Annotated in this window: 17 protein-coding genes and 1 pseudogene; all 18 read right to left on the bottom strand. The window is 69.9% G+C overall.

From position 1 onward, the window contains the following. Positions 1-41: 41 nt before the first annotated feature. The 18 genes and pseudogenes from ccmI to ASG25_RS03425 all read right to left on the bottom strand — a co-directional run bounded on the left by ccmI (position 42) and on the right by ASG25_RS03425 (position 15,736). Entirely contained in the window at positions 42-1,229 is a 1,188-nt protein-coding gene (gene ccmI / locus ASG25_RS03345; RefSeq protein ID WP_062469231.1) for a c-type cytochrome biogenesis protein CcmI, read from the bottom strand. 346 nt (positions 1,230-1,575) lie between these two features. Beyond that, entirely contained in the window at positions 1,576-2,007 is a 432-nt protein-coding gene (locus ASG25_RS03350) for a hypothetical protein (RefSeq protein WP_062469233.1), read from the bottom strand. A gap of 183 nt (positions 2,008-2,190) precedes the next feature. Beyond that, the gene (locus tag ASG25_RS03355; RefSeq protein ID WP_062472032.1) at positions 2,191-3,579 is read right to left on the bottom strand and encodes a HAMP domain-containing sensor histidine kinase; all 1,389 of its coding nucleotides are present in this window, start codon (positions 3,577-3,579) and stop codon (positions 2,191-2,193) included. Positions 3,580-3,613: 34 nt separating this feature from the next. Then, positions 3,614-4,315: a response regulator transcription factor gene (locus ASG25_RS03360; RefSeq protein ID WP_062469235.1), complete on the bottom strand. Its 702-nt coding sequence runs from the start codon at positions 4,313-4,315 to the stop codon at positions 3,614-3,616. Positions 4,316-4,446: 131 nt separating this feature from the next. Beyond that, a complete protein-coding gene (locus tag ASG25_RS03365; protein ID WP_062472034.1) occupies positions 4,447-4,641 on the bottom strand; it encodes a hypothetical protein in 195 nt (64 codons plus the stop codon). Between the two features lie 270 nt (positions 4,642-4,911). After that, positions 4,912-8,772 (bottom strand): glycoside hydrolase/phage tail family protein, encoded by a 3,861-nt coding sequence (locus tag ASG25_RS03370; RefSeq protein WP_062469238.1) that lies wholly within the window; start codon positions 8,770-8,772, stop codon positions 4,912-4,914. Positions 8,773-8,774: 2 nt separating this feature from the next. Beyond that, on the bottom strand, positions 8,775-9,227 hold the full coding sequence (locus tag ASG25_RS03375; RefSeq protein WP_062472037.1) for an NlpC/P60 family protein: 453 nt from the start codon (positions 9,225-9,227) through the stop codon (positions 8,775-8,777). A 19-nt stretch (positions 9,228-9,246) separates the two neighbouring features. Then, a complete protein-coding gene (locus ASG25_RS03380; RefSeq protein ID WP_062469241.1) occupies positions 9,247-10,137 on the bottom strand; it encodes a DUF2163 domain-containing protein in 891 nt (296 codons plus the stop codon). After that, a pseudogene (locus tag ASG25_RS03385) lies at positions 10,134-10,759 on the bottom strand (DUF2460 domain-containing protein). Before ASG25_RS03385 ends, ASG25_RS03380 begins: the two are co-directional and overlap by 4 nt. 60 nt (positions 10,760-10,819) lie before the next feature. Then, the gene (locus ASG25_RS03390) at positions 10,820-11,395 is read right to left on the bottom strand and encodes a phage tail tape measure protein (RefSeq protein ID WP_244479301.1); all 576 of its coding nucleotides are present in this window, start codon (positions 11,393-11,395) and stop codon (positions 10,820-10,822) included. A 27-nt stretch (positions 11,396-11,422) separates the two neighbouring features. Further along, positions 11,423-11,647 carry a rcc01693 family protein gene (locus tag ASG25_RS22100; protein WP_082475490.1) on the bottom strand — a complete coding sequence of 75 codons (225 nt, stop codon included), beginning with the start codon at positions 11,645-11,647 and terminating at the stop codon, positions 11,423-11,425. Further along, the gene (locus ASG25_RS03395; protein ID WP_062469244.1) at positions 11,644-12,012 is read right to left on the bottom strand and encodes a gene transfer agent family protein; all 369 of its coding nucleotides are present in this window, start codon (positions 12,010-12,012) and stop codon (positions 11,644-11,646) included. Before ASG25_RS03395 ends, ASG25_RS22100 begins: the two co-directional genes overlap by 4 nt. Next, complete coding sequence (locus ASG25_RS03400) at positions 12,012-12,419, bottom strand: phage major tail protein, TP901-1 family (RefSeq protein ID WP_062469247.1); 408 nt, start codon at positions 12,417-12,419, stop codon at positions 12,012-12,014. The genes ASG25_RS03395 and ASG25_RS03400 overlap by 1 nt, the downstream gene beginning before the upstream one ends. A gap of 70 nt (positions 12,420-12,489) precedes the next feature. Then, positions 12,490-12,921 (bottom strand): DUF3168 domain-containing protein, encoded by a 432-nt coding sequence (locus ASG25_RS03405; RefSeq protein WP_062469253.1) that lies wholly within the window; start codon positions 12,919-12,921, stop codon positions 12,490-12,492. Continuing rightward, positions 12,918-13,253, bottom strand: a complete 336-nt coding sequence (locus ASG25_RS03410) for a phage head closure protein (RefSeq protein ID WP_062469257.1) — start codon at positions 13,251-13,253, stop codon at positions 12,918-12,920. Before ASG25_RS03410 ends, ASG25_RS03405 begins: the two co-directional genes overlap by 4 nt. Before the next feature lie 2 nt (positions 13,254-13,255). Continuing rightward, on the bottom strand, positions 13,256-13,825 hold the full coding sequence (locus ASG25_RS03415; protein ID WP_062469260.1) for a hypothetical protein: 570 nt from the start codon (positions 13,823-13,825) through the stop codon (positions 13,256-13,258). 70 nt (positions 13,826-13,895) lie between these two features. Then, positions 13,896-15,164 carry a phage major capsid protein gene (locus ASG25_RS03420; RefSeq protein ID WP_062469263.1) on the bottom strand — a complete coding sequence of 423 codons (1,269 nt, stop codon included), beginning with the start codon at positions 15,162-15,164 and terminating at the stop codon, positions 13,896-13,898. Beyond that, a complete protein-coding gene (locus ASG25_RS03425) occupies positions 15,161-15,736 on the bottom strand; it encodes an HK97 family phage prohead protease (protein WP_062469265.1) in 576 nt (191 codons plus the stop codon). Before ASG25_RS03425 ends, ASG25_RS03420 begins: the two co-directional genes overlap by 4 nt. Between the last annotated feature and the right edge of the window lie 85 nt (positions 15,737-15,821).

A 15,821-nucleotide genomic window follows, 5' to 3' on the forward strand; every position in this document is an offset into this window, starting at 1 on the left:
TGGCGCCGGATCCCTCGTCGTGCTCCCCGTCGTGGTGTGCGTCATGGCGTCTTCCCCGTGTCGATGCCCAGTTCCGCGGCCAGCGCCAGCAGCTGCCGCCCGCCTGCGCCGTCGCGCGGAAAGGCGGCCAGCCCGTCCTGCAGCGCGCCTTCCGCCTTGGTCTTCTCTCCCAGCACCGCATAGGACCGGATGATGCGCTGCCAGCCTTCGAGGTTATCGGGGGCGTCCTTGAGCTTGGCAGCGAGGCTCGACACCATGCCCTCGATCATCTGCCGCCGATCGTCCGTGCTCATCGTCTGCGCACGGGCGATGGCCGCCGCATCCGGCCCGCCGAGCTTTGCGTCCGCCGCCGGCGCCGGGCCGGACGGCGCGAGCGAGGCGATATGCTGGTTGACGAGCGGCAGCCAGGGCGCGTCGGCCGGCGACGCGGCCACAATCGTGCGGAAGGCGGCCAGTGCCTCGTCCTCTTTCCCGTCCTGCTCCAGCCCCAGCGCGAGATAGAAGCGCGCCCGAGGATCGCGGGGTTCCAGCGCCAGCGACTGTTCCAGCGCCTTTCGCGCCTCCGCCGCGACCAGGCCGCCGGATTGCGCGAGTAGGCTTTCGGCATAACCGCCGAGCCGCTGTGGCGAGGGCCCCTTGAGGCGGATGGCGTTGGAATAGGCGGAGACGGCATCGTCGAAGCGACCGCTGCGATAGTAGATCGGCGCCAGCACGTCGTAGCCGGCACCGTCGTCCGGATGCGCGGCCAGCTGCCGTTCGGCCTGGGCGATCAGGAGTTCGATGTCCTCGCCGGGATTGGCAAGCCGCGCGGCAAGCGGCGCGTCGGGCAGTTCGGGGCTGCCGGTCTTCAGATAGAGACAGAGCCCGACCAGAGGCAGCACCACGATGACGGCCGCCTGCGCCAGCCGGTTGGCCCGGCCCGCGGGAGCCGTGTTTTCGCCAGTCGCCCGGCCGGCATGGGTGTCGCTGCGGTCGCCGGTCGTCGGCCGCTCCGCCTTCGCGCTCGCCGCCAGCAGGCGCCGGGCGATCTCGGCGCGGGCAAGCGCGGCCTCTTCGGGCGCGATCAGCCCGTTCCGGGCATCCCGTTTCAGCTCCTCCAACTGGTCGCGATACACTTCGGCGTCGTGTGCGCCGGCCACGGCCTCTCTCCGGCCCGCCCGCAACAGGGGCACGAGCAGCAGCGCCGCGACGGTGGCGGTCATCACGGCAACGATGATCCAGAACAGCATGTCCAGTCTTTCAAGTCCATGTCCAGCGCCGCGCGCCGGAGATGCCGCACGCCGTCGGCTTCCGTGCAGCCTAGGTGCTTGCTCCGTGCACGACATTGATCGCGATCAAGGAATGCGCCGTCGCCGTGGCGCAGGGCGGCACCCACCGGTCCCCTCCTGCACCCGCACCCCGGACGCGCGCGTCCTCCGTCGCAGCCCTTCCCGGCAGCCATACTATGCAGACGGCCGGCTTCCAATCGCCAAAGCGAGCATGACGAAAAATTGAGGCGGGAAACCGGCGATCGCTTTGGAAAGCATCGGTGGCGACACGCGTGCCCGCGCGGCGGGTCTGGCCGTCAGGGGGCGATCAGATCAACGGCGTCCAGCTGCCATCGGCATTGCGGCAGGCAACGCCGCGCGCCACGCTGTCGGCCGTTCCCGCCGTCACCGTATGGCTGTACTGCCGGCAGTTCTGCGACCCGACCTGATAGGGAGCCGCTGCCACGACCGAACCGCGGACGCCGCTCCCCTGCCAGACGACGGGCTGGCCGCCCGGTGCAGCCTCTAGGGCGCGATACTCCGCTTCGAGCGCACGCTGGCGGTCGGCGGTGGAGAGCTTGGCGCCGGCCACCTGCCCGATGATGCCGTTCCCAAGCGCTGCGATGAAGGAGGACGAGGCCGCGCTGCGCGTCGCCACGCCACCAAGCGATGCTGTCTTTGCGCCGGACGCGCGCGACGCACAGCCGGCGGCCGCGCACAGCGCCACCAGAAGACCTGCGGTTGCCAGCGTCCGGATCATGCGGGGAAAGCGGTGTCTGTCTGTCATGCGCAATGCGGATCCGGCTCAGTTCGACCTGTCGAAGCCTGTATTTTGCACTGCCGCAAAATGCGGGCAACAGCGCAAGGCAAAATAAGCGCGGCCGCCGGCGCATTTCCGGTCGAGCGTGTCGAAAAAGCACCCCGGATCGTCGAACGAGGCGGCTCACGATGCCGCAGGCAGCACCAGCGTCGCCTTGAGACCGCCGATCTCGGCCCGATCCATGGCCAGCGTCCCGTGATATTCGCCGGCGATCTCCCGCACGATGGACAGGCCGAGGCCGGTGCCGGGCTTGCTCTCGTCCAGCCGTCGCCCGCGCTTCATCGCCATGGCGATCTGCTCCGGCTCGATGCCCGGCCCGTCGTCTTCCACATCCACCGTGATCCAGGCGCGCCGCCCCGGATCGAGCCCCTGAACGCCTTCGGCCGAAAGATGCGCCGTGATCCGCACCTCCGTCAGCGCATAGCGCGCGGCATTGTCGAGCAGGTTGCCGACGGTTTCCTCCACGTCCTGCTGCTCCATCGCCAGAACGAGGTTCGGCGGTGAAATCGTCAGGAGGAACGTCTTTTCCGCATGCAACCGCCGCATCACGCGGACCAGCCGCTCCAGCGCCTGCTCGACCTCGGTGCGCGCCAGCACCGATTCGCGCTGCGCGGCGATACGTGCGCGGTTGAGATAGGATTGCACCTGAACCTGCATGGCGTCGGCCTGGCTGCGCACGAGGTCGCCGTGCGGCGGCTCGAGGACGCGCGCTTCGTTGATCAGCACGGCCAGCGGCGTCTTCAGCGAATGCGCCAGGTTTCCCACCTGCATGCGCGCCCGCTCGATGATGCGCCGGTTGCTGTCGATCAGCGCGTTGACCTCGCTGGCCAGCGGCTGGATCTCGCGCGGAAACACGCCGTCCAGCCGTTCGCTCTCGCCCGCCCGGATCTTTTCGAGCGACCGGCGCGCCTGGTCGAGGGGGCGCAGGCCGAAGAGGATGGCGAGCGCATTCATGCCGAGACCGCCGAAACCGAAGATCGCCAGCGCCAGATAGAGGTTGCGGTTGAAATCATTGATGTCGGCTTCGAGCACGTCGCGGTTGCCGGCGATGCGGAAGCGGGCCGTGCGGCCCTGAATGTCGAGCACCACCTCCGTCTCGGCCACCTCGACCTCGTTGCCGAAACTGTCGAGCGTCGTGTAGAACCGCTCGTAGCGAATGTCGAAGGGCACGTCGTCGACGCTGACGATCGGCAGCTTGCCGGAGCCGAGCGAGGTCGAGACGAGCGGCGGCGTGTTGAACTCGCCGATCGGCTCGACGATCCAGTACCAGCCCGTCTGCGGCTGCGAAAAGCGCAGGTCGCCAAGCTGCGGACTTCCCGCCAGGACGCCCTTGTCGTTGACGACGATCGAGTTGATGACGTTGTAGAGCTGCGCGCGCAGCAGATCCTGGAAACCGCGTTCCGAGCCCTGCCGGTAAAGTGTGGAGATCACGACGCCGATCACCACGAGGGCCGCCGCCGCCCAGATGGTGGAGACGAGAAGAACACGCGCCGTGAGGGATTGCAGCCGCAGCATCAGCCGCGCCGGCTTCGGGCCGAGCGGCGCCTCAAGACTTCGCGCCCTTCTCGGCGACGCCCTTTTCGTCGACACCCGGCGCCTGCATGCGGTATCCCAGCCCGCGGACGGTCTCGATCAGGTCGTTGCCGATCTTCTTGCGCAGACGGCCGACGAAGACCTCGATGGTGTTGCTGTCCCGGTCGAAATCCTGGTCGTACATGTGCTCGACCAGCTCGGTGCGCGACACCACCTGGCCCATGTGATGCATGAGATAGGAGAGCAGCCGGAATTCGTGCGACGTCAGCTTCAGCGCGACGCCGTTGACCGTCGCCTTGGAGCCCTTGGTGTCGAGCCGCACCGGCCCGCAGACGATCTCGGACGTGGCATGGCCGGCCGCCCGGCGGATGAGCGCGCGGATTCGGGCAAGCACCTCCTCCACGTGGAAGGGCTTCGTCACGTAATCGTCGGCCCCGGCATCGATGCCGGCGACCTTGTCGCTCCAGCGGTCACGGGCGGTCAGGATCAGCACGGGCATGCGGCGGCCGGCCGCGCGCCATTTTTCCAGCACCGTGATGCCGTCCATTTCCGGCAGGCCGATGTCGAGGATGATCGCGTCATAGGGCTCGCCCTCACCGAGATAATGTCCCTCTTCGCCATCGAAGGCCTGGTCGACGACATAGCCCGCCTCCTTCAGCGTGTCGGCCAGCTGCCGGTTGAGGTTCACGTCGTCTTCGACCACCAGGATGCGCATCCGATACCACTCTCCGTCTGTCCGTCGTCACGGACGTCGCCGGGCACACCGGCAGCCTTGCGTTCATAGCCGGTCTCCACCCCTTGCGGAAGCGGAAGGCCAAGTCGTGCACACGCGACAACCGCACCGCGCTACATCGGCACGCGCATCGTCACCTTTTTCGGCCGCCCGCCATTGCCGGGAATGAGCACGGTCACGACGCATTGTCCATCGGAGGTCAGCTGGACCGACAGGAGGTCGCCGCCGGTCTCCGCGACGACCTGCGAGGCCGCAGCGCTGCAATCGCCCGACACGGGCGCGACCGCCATGGCGGCGATGTCGTCCATCGACGCGCCGGCTCTCAAGGGCGCCGCCGCCGTCGGCAACGAAAGCAGCAGGACGCTTCCGGTAAGCATCGCAATGATCAGCGGTGACGGCATGAAGGCACTTTCGCAGGTCCGAGGTGTTGCGTGTGTATTAGGTGTCCCTGCCTGAATGGCGAATGAATGCGCGACTTACGACACTTTCTCCGCTCCGGATCAAGCCCCGATCCGCCTGCCGGCGGAGGGTTTCGATCGCTCGTCGCGCAATTGGCGACGTCTTCGCCGGGCGCGCGTTCAAACAACGATCGCGGCCTCGGCCGCAAGGCCGAGCGCCACCACCTGCCCCTTCTGCCGCACCCGCACCGACAACAGGCTCTGCCGCGCGCCGAAATCCGCGATTTCCAGCGCGAGCGGATAGGCAAAGTCCGGGCCGGTCGTTTCGCCCGAGCGCACGACCTGCGCGCCCGACAGGATCTCGACACGGTAGGCTTCCTGCGGCTCGTCGAGCGGGATGTCCCCGTCGCGCCAGGCGTCGGCCGCAGCGCGCGCGCACCGGATCCAGCGCAGCGTCAGGTTGCCCTCCGCATCCCGCCGGGCGGCGATGTGCACAGGCGCGAGCGGCGTTTCCGCCCGGAGCCCGCCGGCAAAGGTGACGGTGCGCCCCACGTCGGTTGGCCGGCCCTGCGCCTCGACGCGCCAGTTGAGCAGCTGTCCCGCCTCCGCGCCCGTCAGCCCGAGCGGCTGCACGGCCGCGTCGAGCATCATCACCGCCGTGCCCGCCTCCGCGCCCGCGGCCTGCGCGTCGGTCGATCCGGCAAGCCCGCGCAGCAGGCGCTGCAAGCGCCACCGACCGGGCGCAATCTCCTCGGCGCGACCGAAGCCGAGCACCTCCCAGGCGCCGTTGCGCGACAGGACGGCCAGGCGGTTTTCGCCCCCGAACAGCGCGAGGTCGCTGAGCGAGGTCAGTTCGCCGGCATGGAGATCCAGCACCACGGCCTGCGCACGGTCGAACCGGCCGGACACGCCGGGGCCAAGCGCCTCGACCAGCGTGCCCATGCGCGCCGGCTGCGCCAGCGACAGCCGCGCCGTGTAGCCTTCGCGCGTCGGCGAGGACGACAGCGTCACCGGCGTCCACGGCCGCGCAAACACCGCCGCCCGTGCAAAGCTTGCCGCATCCCCCTCCGCATAGCGCGGCAGATCCATCAGCTGCACCAGCGGCGCAAAGGCCTCGGACGCGCTGTGGCCAACGGCGGGCGTGCACGGCGACGGCACGAACCGGCTGCAGCCGCCGGGCACGATGCCCCGCGCCTCCGCCCGCCGCACGTCGCCATCATCGATCCGCTCGATGAGGAACGGGCCGGTCGGCCCGTCCGCCAGGATCACGATGTCTCCCGGCGTCGGGCCCAGTGCATTCGGCGGCAGCGAAAAGCTGACCTGCCGTCGGCCGGCCTGATGGTCGCGCAGGGCCGCCTCCACGGCGTCGATCGCCGCCGCCTCGTGCAGCGCCCCCGGCAGCGACAGCCGCAGGATGCGCTCGCTGCCGGGGGCCGCCCTGCGCGACCGGGCGGTCGTCCGGCGATAGTCGCTCGACGGGTCGAGATGATCGAGCACCGCCTCGCGGGCATAGTCGCCGGCATCGCCGCGAAGCTCCAGCGTCAGCGGTGCGTCCTTCACCTCCGCAAGCGTGTCGAGCCGCACCGGCGGGCCGGCCTGCAGCAGCCGCGAGCGAAAGACGAGCCTCCCGTTTTGCTCGACCGCATCGATTCCGCCCGCCGCCATCAGCGGCTCGAGCAGATCGCGCGCCGACATCTGCTCGGCCTGCACATAGCCGCCGAGATCGCCGCAGACGAGCGTCGCGTCGCCGTCGTCAAAGTGGTGATCGGACAGGATGGCCGCGATCGTATCGGCCATCGTCGCCGTGCCCAGCCGGCCGTTCAGCCAGTGGCCCGTCTGCCAGGCGCGGCCGTCCGCCCAGGTCGCGAGGTCGCCGGGAAAGGCCGGCTGCGGCCGCGCATCCCAGGTCCAGAGGAACATGTGGTCGGGGTCGACCCCGCTTGGCGCGTCGGCCGCCTGCCAGAGGTCGAGCTGCGCCTCCAGACACCGGCGCTGGATGGCGTCGCTGCGGCCGCCGCCGGAAAAATACGGCACCGCGCTCTCGGACGACTTCGGATCGGAGAAGACGTTCGGCTGGTTTGCACCCTTGTCGATGGCAGGGCAGCCCGTCTCGGTGAACCATACCGGCTTCATGCGCGGCGTCCAGGACGTCGGCGTCGCCTGCTCGACGCCGGCCCTGCGCGCGTGATGCGCGTTCGCCCACCAGCTGCCGATATCCTTGGCCCGAAACATCCAGGGCTTGCCCGCAGAGCCGTCGGTGATCGGCGTGCGTCGGCGGGCGGCACGATCGGCCGGGGTGGCGTAGAACCAGTCGAAGTCTTCCCCGCCCACGGTCATCGCCCGGAACGCCGCCCCGTCCTCCGGTGTCCGCTGGCCGTCCGGATTGCCGTTTTCGACGTCCTCGTCCCGCCAGTCCGACAGCGGCACGTAGGTGTCGATGCCCACCGCGTCGATGTCGGGCGACGCCCAGAGCGGGTCGAGCGGGAAGTGCACGTCGCCCGATCCGTCGTCCGGCTGAAACGCGGCATATTCGCTCCAGTCGGCGGCATAGGTCAGCCGCGTCGCCGGCCCCACCACGCCGCGCACGTCCCGCGCCAGCGCGACCAGCGCCTCGACGAAGGGAAACCCTCCCGTCCCGTCGCGCAGCGTCGTCAATCCGCGCAGTTCCGACCCGAGGATGAACCCGTCCACCCCGCCTGCGTCCCGCGCCAGCCGGGCATGGTGCAGCACGAAGGCGCGATATCGCCCGTCGTCGTTTCCCGCAGCCGTCGCACTGCCGCAGAAGGCGGCGATCTCGGTCCGCACGGCCGGCGTGTTGTCGCTGCTGCCCGGCCGGCCCGGGGCTTCATCGGCGGTGATCCGGCCGCGCCAGGGATAGGCGGGCTGATGCAGGCCGCCATAGGGATCCGGCACGCCATTATCGGCGGCAATGTCCATCATCACGAAGGGATACAGAAACACCGCGAGCCCGCGGGCCTTGAGGTCGGCGATGGCGGCGATCACGCTCTGGTCGGAGGGCGTCCCGCCATAGGCCGGCCCTCCGCCTGAGACCAGTCCGCCGCCAGACACCAGTCCCCCGCCAGAAACCTGTCCGCCGTTGCGGCTGACGAGATGCGCATCGGCGCGCGCGATCCCGGCGACTGACCACGGACGCGTCTCGACGCCGCGGTCGCGCGTTTCCACCCCCGGCAGGATCCGGCACGCCCCGGCGCGCAGGTCCGTGCCGAACCAGGAAACGACCAGCGCCACGCGCTTCAGGTTCGGGCAGAGGGCCTGCAGCTCGTCGAGCGAGGCCTGCCAGTCCGTCTCGCCATGAAAGACGTGGCGGTTGAGGATGCGGGCTTCGCCCGGTCCGGTTTCTTCGCGCACCGGCGCCGGGTCGTAGCCGTGTTCGGTCGCGCCGGGAATGAGGGTCACCGCCCGGATCTGGCGTTCCAGACGGCCGACGGCGCGGATCACCTCGACATGCAGCAGCGGAATGCGGTTGCCATAGCCGCCGAGCGGCAGGCGCTCGAACACGAGATAGGCCAGGCCGCGATAGGCCGGGGTCTCGCCGGACGCCTGTTTCGCCGCGATCAGCGGATCGGGCGCCTGCGTCTCGGTGCCGGTATGGACGCGCATCTCGACCGTCGACAGGTCGAGTTCGCGTCCGTCGGCCCAGACGCGCCGGATGCCGGCGATCGGGCCGTCGCAGAGGCCGAGCGCGAAATTTGCGAAATAGCGGAACGTCTCGACGCGCGGCCCGCTCGCCTTGCCGCCCTGTCGCTCGCGATGCACCTCTTCCTCGAAGCGCGTCGCCCAGATCAGCGTTCCGCCGATCCGCAGCGTGCCGTAGACGCGCGGAATGGCCGTGCCCTCCTCGGCGCCGGGCACCCGGGCGTCGCCGAGCCGTGCGCCGGTCACCGTCGTCATGCCGTTGAGCACCGAGCGGTCGATGATCGAGCCCGCCAACGCGCCTGCGGCGCGCCCGACGATCGCGCCGACCGGTCCGAACACGCTGCCGATCGCGGCGCCCGCCGCCTGCAGGAGAATGGTCGCCATGGCTACAGTCCCTCGGGAAAGCGGAAGACGCCGGCCATGCGCCGTCGCCAGGACGGCACCAGCGGCGACTCCACGACGCTGGCCTGCTCGTAGGCGTGAATGAAGCGCGCGGCACCGGCATGAAGCGGGTCTTCGGCTTGGCTGAGGATGCCCGCATGCTTGGCCGGCATGCCGAGCCGCCATCGAAAGAGGATGAGATCGCCCGGCCGCATCGCCCCGGGGTCGATCGGCGGGCCCATCGCGCGTGTCGCCGCCGCCCACAGCCGGTCCTCGCCGCTGCGCTCCGCCCAGTCCGGCCGGTAGGGCGGCGGCGTCTCGGGTTCCTGCCCGTGGATCTCGCGCCAGACGCCGCGCACCAGCCCGAGGCAGTCGCAGCCGACCCCCTTCAGGCTCGCCTGATGCCGGTAGGGCGTCCCGAGCCAGCCGCGTGCAGCGGCGAGCACGCGCTGCCGCATGGCCTCGCCGGAACTGTCGTCACGCAAACAGCGGTCGTCCGTCATGCACCGTCTCCCCATCCGCATAGCCATAGGAAAAGTCGCTGCCCGGCATGTGCGGGAAGCCGCGAAAGTTGAGCGTGTTTGCAAACCGGTCGCGGCAGGTGGCGAAGCTCTTGTCGCAGCCCATCGTCACGGTGAAGGTGTCGCCGGCCGACAGCGGCAGCGGCGGCGGCAGCCAGAGGGTCAAAAGCGCCGTGCTCGCGTCGGGTCCCGCGACCGCGTGATCCTGGACATCGGTGCTCCACCCGGCATTCGCCCCGCTCGTCATGCGCAGCAGCCCGTACCGATAGGCACCGGCAGCGGCAAAGAGGCCCGACACATGCAGCACCACGTCGCCGGCGCGCGCGCGGATCGTGCCCGCTTCGCTGCGCCCGGCGAGGCTTGCGCCACAACGCGCATCGCCGAAGGCCGCGTCGCAGCGACGCCCGTAGCTGCGGCCCTTCACCTCGCCCAGCCGGTGCGTCAGGCTGCGAAGCTCCGCGCGAAAGGCGCCGCCCGCCCGCGTGACCTCGCCGATCTCCTGCACGGTCAGGCGCACATGCTGGTCCGGCGCCTGCCAGTTGACGAGAAACTGCTCGACGCGCGCGCCGTCATAGCGCCCGGCCGCCACGTCGGCGTCGCTGATCGCAACGCTCGAGAAACCGCCCGTCACCTCGCCGGCATCCGCCGCCAGTCCGGAAGACGCTTCGCTCTCGCTCGCCCGAAAGCCGCTTGCCGCCAGAAACCCGGTGCCGTCGAACGCTAGGTCGCGATCGTGCTCGGTAAAGCCGAGGACCGTGCCGTCGCGACGGGTGACCCGCCAGGCATGGCAGACGGTCGTCGCATCGCCGGCCAGATGCGCCGCCAGCGCTTCGGAAATGTCTCTCATGGCCGGATCTCCACCAGCGGAATGTTCGGGATGCGCCCCGCGCGGAACTGGGCGAGATCGACATCGATCCGGTCGGTGTCGAAGCGGACGGGAACGTCGAATTCGAAGCCGGCCCGCACGACGGCTCCGGCCGGGGGCACATGGCCAGGCGCAAAGGTCACGATGCCCGTGGCCGCATCGAGCGACACGCGCTCGAAGGGGATCGCCGTGCCGTCCACCGAAACCAGCAGCGTGCCCGCCACCGGCTTGCCGATCTCGCGCACGGTGCCGCCACCGGCATCCGCATAGGTCTTGACGAGCGGGAAGCCTGCCGTCTGCCCGTCGCCGGTGCCGATTACCTGATCGCGCGCCGTCACCGCCTGGCCCGGCGAGCCGGAGCGGAAGTCGAGCGGATCGCGGAAGCGGAAGCCGTGCAGCTGCCCGGAGCGGGCCTCGAAGAAAGCGACGACCGCGTAGAGATCGTCGATCGAGCGGATGCCGGATCCCGCATCATAATGCCTGCGCGCAGCGCTCCAGCGGTTGTTGCGGGTCTCCCGGCCGTTGGAGAGGCTGACGATGTCGGTGCGCCGCACCCGAGCGCCAGCCGCAGGGGAAAGCGCACCTCGTGAAAGCCCTGGTCCATGGCTGGTCCTCTTCAGGGTTCGGGTTTCCAGACGTTACCCCGCCTCGACGAAGGGCGGCGTCAAACGCCGCGCCGCCCGCGCCCGACGGTGCGGGTCAACATGGCGGCGATCTGCCCTTCGGAGCGGCGAAAACTGTCGGCATCGCTCGCCGTCACGTTGAAGACGACGTTTGGCGGCGCGCCGGCGCTCGTGTCGCCCCCCGCCCGCAGGCCCGCGCCGGCCGCGGCAACGGCGGCGTCCGTACCGGCGGGGGCACCGCCCTGCGCCGACAGGGATGAAAGAAACCGCGGCGTCGCGAGGCCGCCATGGTCTGAAAAGGGCGCCACGCCGCGTGCCGGGGACGCGTTGCCCGCGGTCGGCACAAGCCCCTCGAGGACCGAGCCGATCCCCGCGGACACCGCATTCTCGAGCGGTTTCAGCCCGGCCGACAGCGCGATGTCGACCAGCCGGAGACCGGCGCTCTTCAGGATGTCGTCGAGCCCTTTTCCCCCGCGCACCGCGCTCGTGAGCGCGCTGGTCATCGCCGCGCCGAAGCGCCCGGCGCTCTGCTCGAGATCGGAGAGCACCGCGTCCAGCGCCTTGCCCTCCGCGATCATCGCGGGAAAATCCCCGGTTTTATCCCCACCATCCGCCATGCCTGCCTCCAGTGTTCGCGGTTGCCGTCACACGGCATCGTCGGGAAATTCCCGCATCATCCGGGCGAGCCCCGCCCGGTCGGGGGCGGCCCCGCTTTGCGCCGAAAGGCCGAGGGCCGAGGCCAGTTCGCGCGGGGTCATCCGCCAGAAGTCGGGGGCCGGCAGCCGCAGACGCGAAAGGCCGGCCTCCATGGCCGCCTCCCAGGGAAAAGGCGCCGGTCCCGCCTTTTCCGCGCCGTCTGCGGCCGTCAGGGGTCCGGCCGGACCGGTGTGTCCGCATCGCTCCCGAATGCCGCGGCGAGAAGGTCGCCCGCAAGGCGCGCCAGGCCGGCAAGCCCGCCCGCGACGCTCATGCCGGCCACGTCTTCGTCGGAGACGATGTTGCCGCCGCCGCGCAGACCGGCGCCAAGGATCACGATCAGATCCTCCGCCTTCAGCCCGCCGGCCGAAAAGCGGCGCGCCAGTCCCGCCAGGCTGTCGGCGGCAAAGGCGGTCTCGAGTTCGGCAAGGCTGCCGAGCGTCAGGCAGAGAATGCGGCGTTCGCCGTCGATGATGGCCTCGACTTCGCCCCGGTGCCGGTTCGCGCGCCCGGTCGCGCCTGTCGCGCGGGGGCGCATCAGGCGGCCACGAAGGTCAGCGGGCCGGCCGATTCCAGCGCCGCCTCGAACTGCACCTCGCCCCGGTGGTCGCCGGAATAGGCCAGCGTGGTCAGCTGGAAGAGGCCGCTGACCGTGCCGAAATCCGGGATGATCACCTGCCAGGCGACGATTGCGCCGGCAAAGAAGGTGGCGCGCACCAGCGCATCGGACGCCTGGTCCTTGAAAAGGCCGGCACCGGAGATCGAGGCGCGCTGGACGCCCGCACCGCCGAGAAGCTCGCGCCAGCGCCCCGTCGATTCGGCGTCGGTCACGTCGACGGTCTCCGCATCGAATGCCAACCGCTTGGACCGCAGCCCGGCAACGGTGGTAAAGCCGCCGCCGCTCTCGATCTTCAACAGGATGTCCTTGCCCTTCTGCGCCACCATCGGCTGATCCCTTCCTTTTGGTTCTGTCGCTGCCGTCCGGCCCGGCATGGCCGAGCACGTCGGCGTTCCGTCATCGGATCTCGTCCATCGGCTCCGTCACGGCCCGGAACCGCATCGCCGCCACATGCCCGCGCGCCTCGGCGTCGCGCGCCGTGCGGGTGCCCTCGTGCCGCAGGTTCACCAGGTGATGGCCGGACAGGAGAAGACCCGCATCGTCCAGGAGCGCCCGCACCCGGGCGGCAATCTCCTGCACGCCGCGATGTCCGCCCTCGCCCCCGCGCACCTCGATCGCCATGTCGTGCGCCTCGCCCGGTTCACTGGCCGTCGACCAGTCGCGGCTCTCGATGCCGGCGAGCCGCAGGTAGGGATGCGCCGGATCGTCCAGCAGCCGGTCGTGAATGCCGCCCGGCCCGAGCATGGCCGACAGCGCGGCATCACCCGAGAGCGCCGTAAAGACCGCCGCCTGCAGGGCGTTCGCCGCGCTTGTTTCCCGCCCGCTCATGCGCGCGCCTCCCGGCAGCGGCAGACGAGGTAGCGCCGCGTCTCGTCCGGATCGAAGGCCGAGAGCACGACCAAAAGCCGCGTCCCCTTGCGAAAGCGCATGCCGGGCGTGACCCCGGTGCGGTGGCGGATCCAGACGTCATGCTCGACATCCACCACCCTCTCGTCGCGCCGGTCGACGATCAGCGCCACGCGCGGCTCGATCAGCGCCCAGAGCGGTCCGGTCGGCACGAAGGTCCGCGACATGCCGCCTTGTCCGTCCGGCGTCTCCACCGGCACCTCCAGGTTCATCCGCGCCGTCATCCGGCCGGGGTCGATCGTGTCGGTGCGCATGGTCAGAGCCTCATCCGGCGAAAGGGCGCGACCAGGCGGTCGTAGCCGGCCGGCACCTCCGCCGGCTGGTCGCCCGGCGAAACCGCGCCGCGATAGGCATGGAGCAGCGCCAGATGCAGGAGCAGTGCGCGCTTCAGCGACGCCGGCACCTCTGCGCCCGTCATGCCGAAGCCGGCGGTGAAATCGATCTCGATGCCGTTGATCGCCCGGGCCGTCTGCGGCGCTTCCGGCAGGAACAGGCGGGCGGGACACGCCCGGCCGTCGAGGACGAAGCCGGTCATGTCGGCCTCGAACGGCGCGCCCAGCGCGTCATATCCGGTGATCGTCTCGACGCTGCTGACCGGCCCGCGCCCGATCTCCAGCACGCGGCCCTCCGGCCAGTCGTCGAGATAGAGGCGGAAGGCGCGGGCGATCAGCACGAGGCCGGTCGTCCGCTCCAGGTGTTCGCGCACGGTCGTGATGAGGTCGGCGATCAGCGGATCGTCGGCGGCATCGTCCACGCGCAGGTGCGCCCGCGCTTCGGCAAGCGTCAGCGGCTCGCCCGCGGGCGGCGCCAGTTCGGCAAGGGTCATGGACATCTCCGGTTGGAAGGGACGTGTGGCATGGGCGGCGGGCTCTGCCGCCGCCGCGGCGCGGTCCCGGTCAGTTGACCGCGAACTTCACCAGCTTGATCGCCTCGAAGTTCTGCACCCCGCCGCCGACGCGCTTGGTGGTGTAGAAGAGGACGTAGGGCTTGGCGGAATAGGGATCGCGCAGGATGCGCACGCCCGTGCGGTCCACCACGAGATAGCCCGCCTGGAAATCGCCGAAGGCGATCGCCGTGCCGCCGCTGGTCATGTCCGGCATGTCTTCCGCTTCGGCCACGGGGAAGCCGAGGAGCGAGGCCGCCTGCCCGACCGTTGCGGGCGGCTGCCACAGATAGTTGCCGTCGGCATCCTTCAGTTTGCGGATCTCGGCCTGCGTCTTGCGGTTCATCACGAAGCTCGCCTTCTGCCGGTGCCCGGCCTTCAGCGCGTAGATCGTGTCGATCAGCACGTCGGAGGGGCCGCTCGGCCGGAAGCCGTTGAGAAGGCCGGTCGCGATATAGCCGAGGCTGCCCCAGCCCCAGTTGGCGTCCGCCACCTGGCCGTAGCTCAGAAACCCCTTCGGCTTGTTGATGCCGTCGCCGCTGACGAAGGCGGTGCCTTCCTGTTCGCTGAAGGCGATGTCGACCTCGTCGGCGATCCAGCTTTCGACATCCACGGCCGCATCGTCCAGAAGCGCCGCCGTGGCCGCCGGCATGGCGTAGAGTTCCATGGTCGGAAAGGTCAACTCCGACAGCTGCGGCGTTGCGGTCTGCGGCCGCGCGGCGGTTTCCGAAACCCAGCCGGAGGCGAGGCCCGCCACGGCGAAGGGCTTTTTCAGCACGCTGCCCGACACCTGCCGCACGGTCGACAGCGCGCGGATCGGCGAGATCACCTGCAGCCGGCGGCCGATTTCCGTGTCGGTCTGGGCGGGCACCAGATAGCCGCCGTCGCTCGCCGAGCCGATCGAGAACGCCTTTTCTTCCAAGGCCCGCAATGCGCCTTCGTCGCCCCGGCGGATATAGCTGTCGAAGGCCGCCTTGTGCTCGGCCGCCTCGAAGCTCATCGCCTCGGCCTTGCCGCCGAGCGCCGGGCGCGCCTTCTTCAGGAGCATCTGGTCGAGCGCGCGCTTCTGCTCGTCCATCCCGCGCGCGATCCGATCCACCTTGTCGCGCGTCACGACATCGGCCGAGAGCTTGCTCTCGATCTCGCCCAGCCGCTGGTCGTTCGCTTCCTTGAAGACCTCGAAGGCGCCCATGAAGTCCTCGAAGGCCGAGGCCATGGTGTCCGGGATCGTCTTGATCTCGGGCGCCGTCCTGCCCGGTGCCGTCGTCACTGGATTGGTCATCGGAAAATATCCTTTCGTTCCACCATCATCCGGGCCGCCCGCCGCATCGTGCGCACGAGCTCCGTTTCCCTGTCGCGGAAGAACCGCGCATGCTTGACGTTCGAGACCCGCGCCGACGGCAACATCGGAAAGGTCACGACCGAGATTTCCCAGAGGTCGGCTTCGAGCACGCGGCGGACGCCGCTCTTGGCGTCGGTGCGCGCCTTCACGGTCTGGAAGCCGATGGAAAGCCCGTCGAGCGCGCCGCCCTTCATCAGCTGATGCACCTCGCGGGCCCGCGCCACGCCGGGAGACAGCCGCCCCTCGACGAACAGCCCGCGTCCGTCCTCGCGGATCGTCGTCCAGGTGCCGATCGGCTCGTTCGGATCGTGCTGGAACAGCATCCGCACGCCGCCCGCCCCCCGCTTGGCCAGGGAGTGCAGAAAGGCGCCGCGCTCGATCGTGTCCTTGCCGAGATCGATCTCGCCGAACACGCTGGCATAGCCCGAAAACCGCCCCTCGCCTGTCGCCCCGGCCAGCGTAAGCCCGACAACCGCCGTCGCCCGCCGGACCGCATATCGGTCAGTCGCCATGGAATTCTCCGATGCTGTGATGTGATGTGATTAAGGCCGTTTGCGCGACGGGCGTCGAAAGGCGGGGAGCGCCTCTTTGGACCCT

It is taken from the genome of Rhizobium sp. Leaf384 (assembly GCF_001424065.1).
Taxonomy (GTDB): Bacteria; Pseudomonadota; Alphaproteobacteria; order Rhizobiales; family Rhizobiaceae; genus Ferranicluibacter.

Bases quoted from the DNA above. Each gene is read 5' to 3' on its own strand.
- ccmI (WP_062469231.1), bottom strand. From the start codon at position 1,229: ATGCTGTTCTGGATCATCGTTGCCGTGATGACCGCCACCGTCGCGGCG.
- ASG25_RS03350 (WP_062469233.1), bottom strand. From the start codon at position 2,007: ATGATCCGGACGCTGGCAACCGCAGGTCTTCTGGTGGCGCTGTGCGCG.
- ASG25_RS03360 (WP_062469235.1), bottom strand. From the start codon at position 4,315: ATGCGCATCCTGGTGGTCGAAGACGACGTGAACCTCAACCGGCAGCTG.
- ASG25_RS03365 (WP_062472034.1), bottom strand. From the start codon at position 4,641: ATGGACGACATCGCCGCCATGGCGGTCGCGCCCGTGTCGGGCGATTGC.
- ASG25_RS03370 (WP_062469238.1), bottom strand. From the start codon at position 8,772: ATGGCGACCATTCTCCTGCAGGCGGCGGGCGCCGCGATCGGCAGCGTG.
- ASG25_RS03375 (WP_062472037.1), bottom strand. From the start codon at position 9,227: ATGCGGCAGCGCGTGCTCGCCGCTGCACGCGGCTGGCTCGGGACGCCC.
- ASG25_RS03380 (WP_062469241.1), bottom strand. From the start codon at position 10,137: ATGAGAGACATTTCCGAAGCGCTGGCGGCGCATCTGGCCGGCGATGCG.
- ASG25_RS03390 (WP_244479301.1), bottom strand. From the start codon at position 11,395: ATGGCGGATGGTGGGGATAAAACCGGGGATTTTCCCGCGATGATCGCG.
- ASG25_RS03395 (WP_062469244.1), bottom strand. From the start codon at position 12,012: ATGCGCCCCCGCGCGACAGGCGCGACCGGGCGCGCGAACCGGCACCGG.
- ASG25_RS03400 (WP_062469247.1), bottom strand. From the start codon at position 12,419: ATGGTGGCGCAGAAGGGCAAGGACATCCTGTTGAAGATCGAGAGCGGC.
- ASG25_RS03405 (WP_062469253.1), bottom strand. From the start codon at position 12,921: ATGAGCGGGCGGGAAACAAGCGCGGCGAACGCCCTGCAGGCGGCGGTC.
- ASG25_RS03410 (WP_062469257.1), bottom strand. From the start codon at position 13,253: ATGCGCACCGACACGATCGACCCCGGCCGGATGACGGCGCGGATGAAC.
- ASG25_RS03415 (WP_062469260.1), bottom strand. From the start codon at position 13,825: ATGACCCTTGCCGAACTGGCGCCGCCCGCGGGCGAGCCGCTGACGCTT.
- ASG25_RS03420 (WP_062469263.1), bottom strand. From the start codon at position 15,164: ATGACCAATCCAGTGACGACGGCACCGGGCAGGACGGCGCCCGAGATC.
- ASG25_RS03425 (WP_062469265.1), bottom strand. From the start codon at position 15,736: ATGGCGACTGACCGATATGCGGTCCGGCGGGCGACGGCGGTTGTCGGG.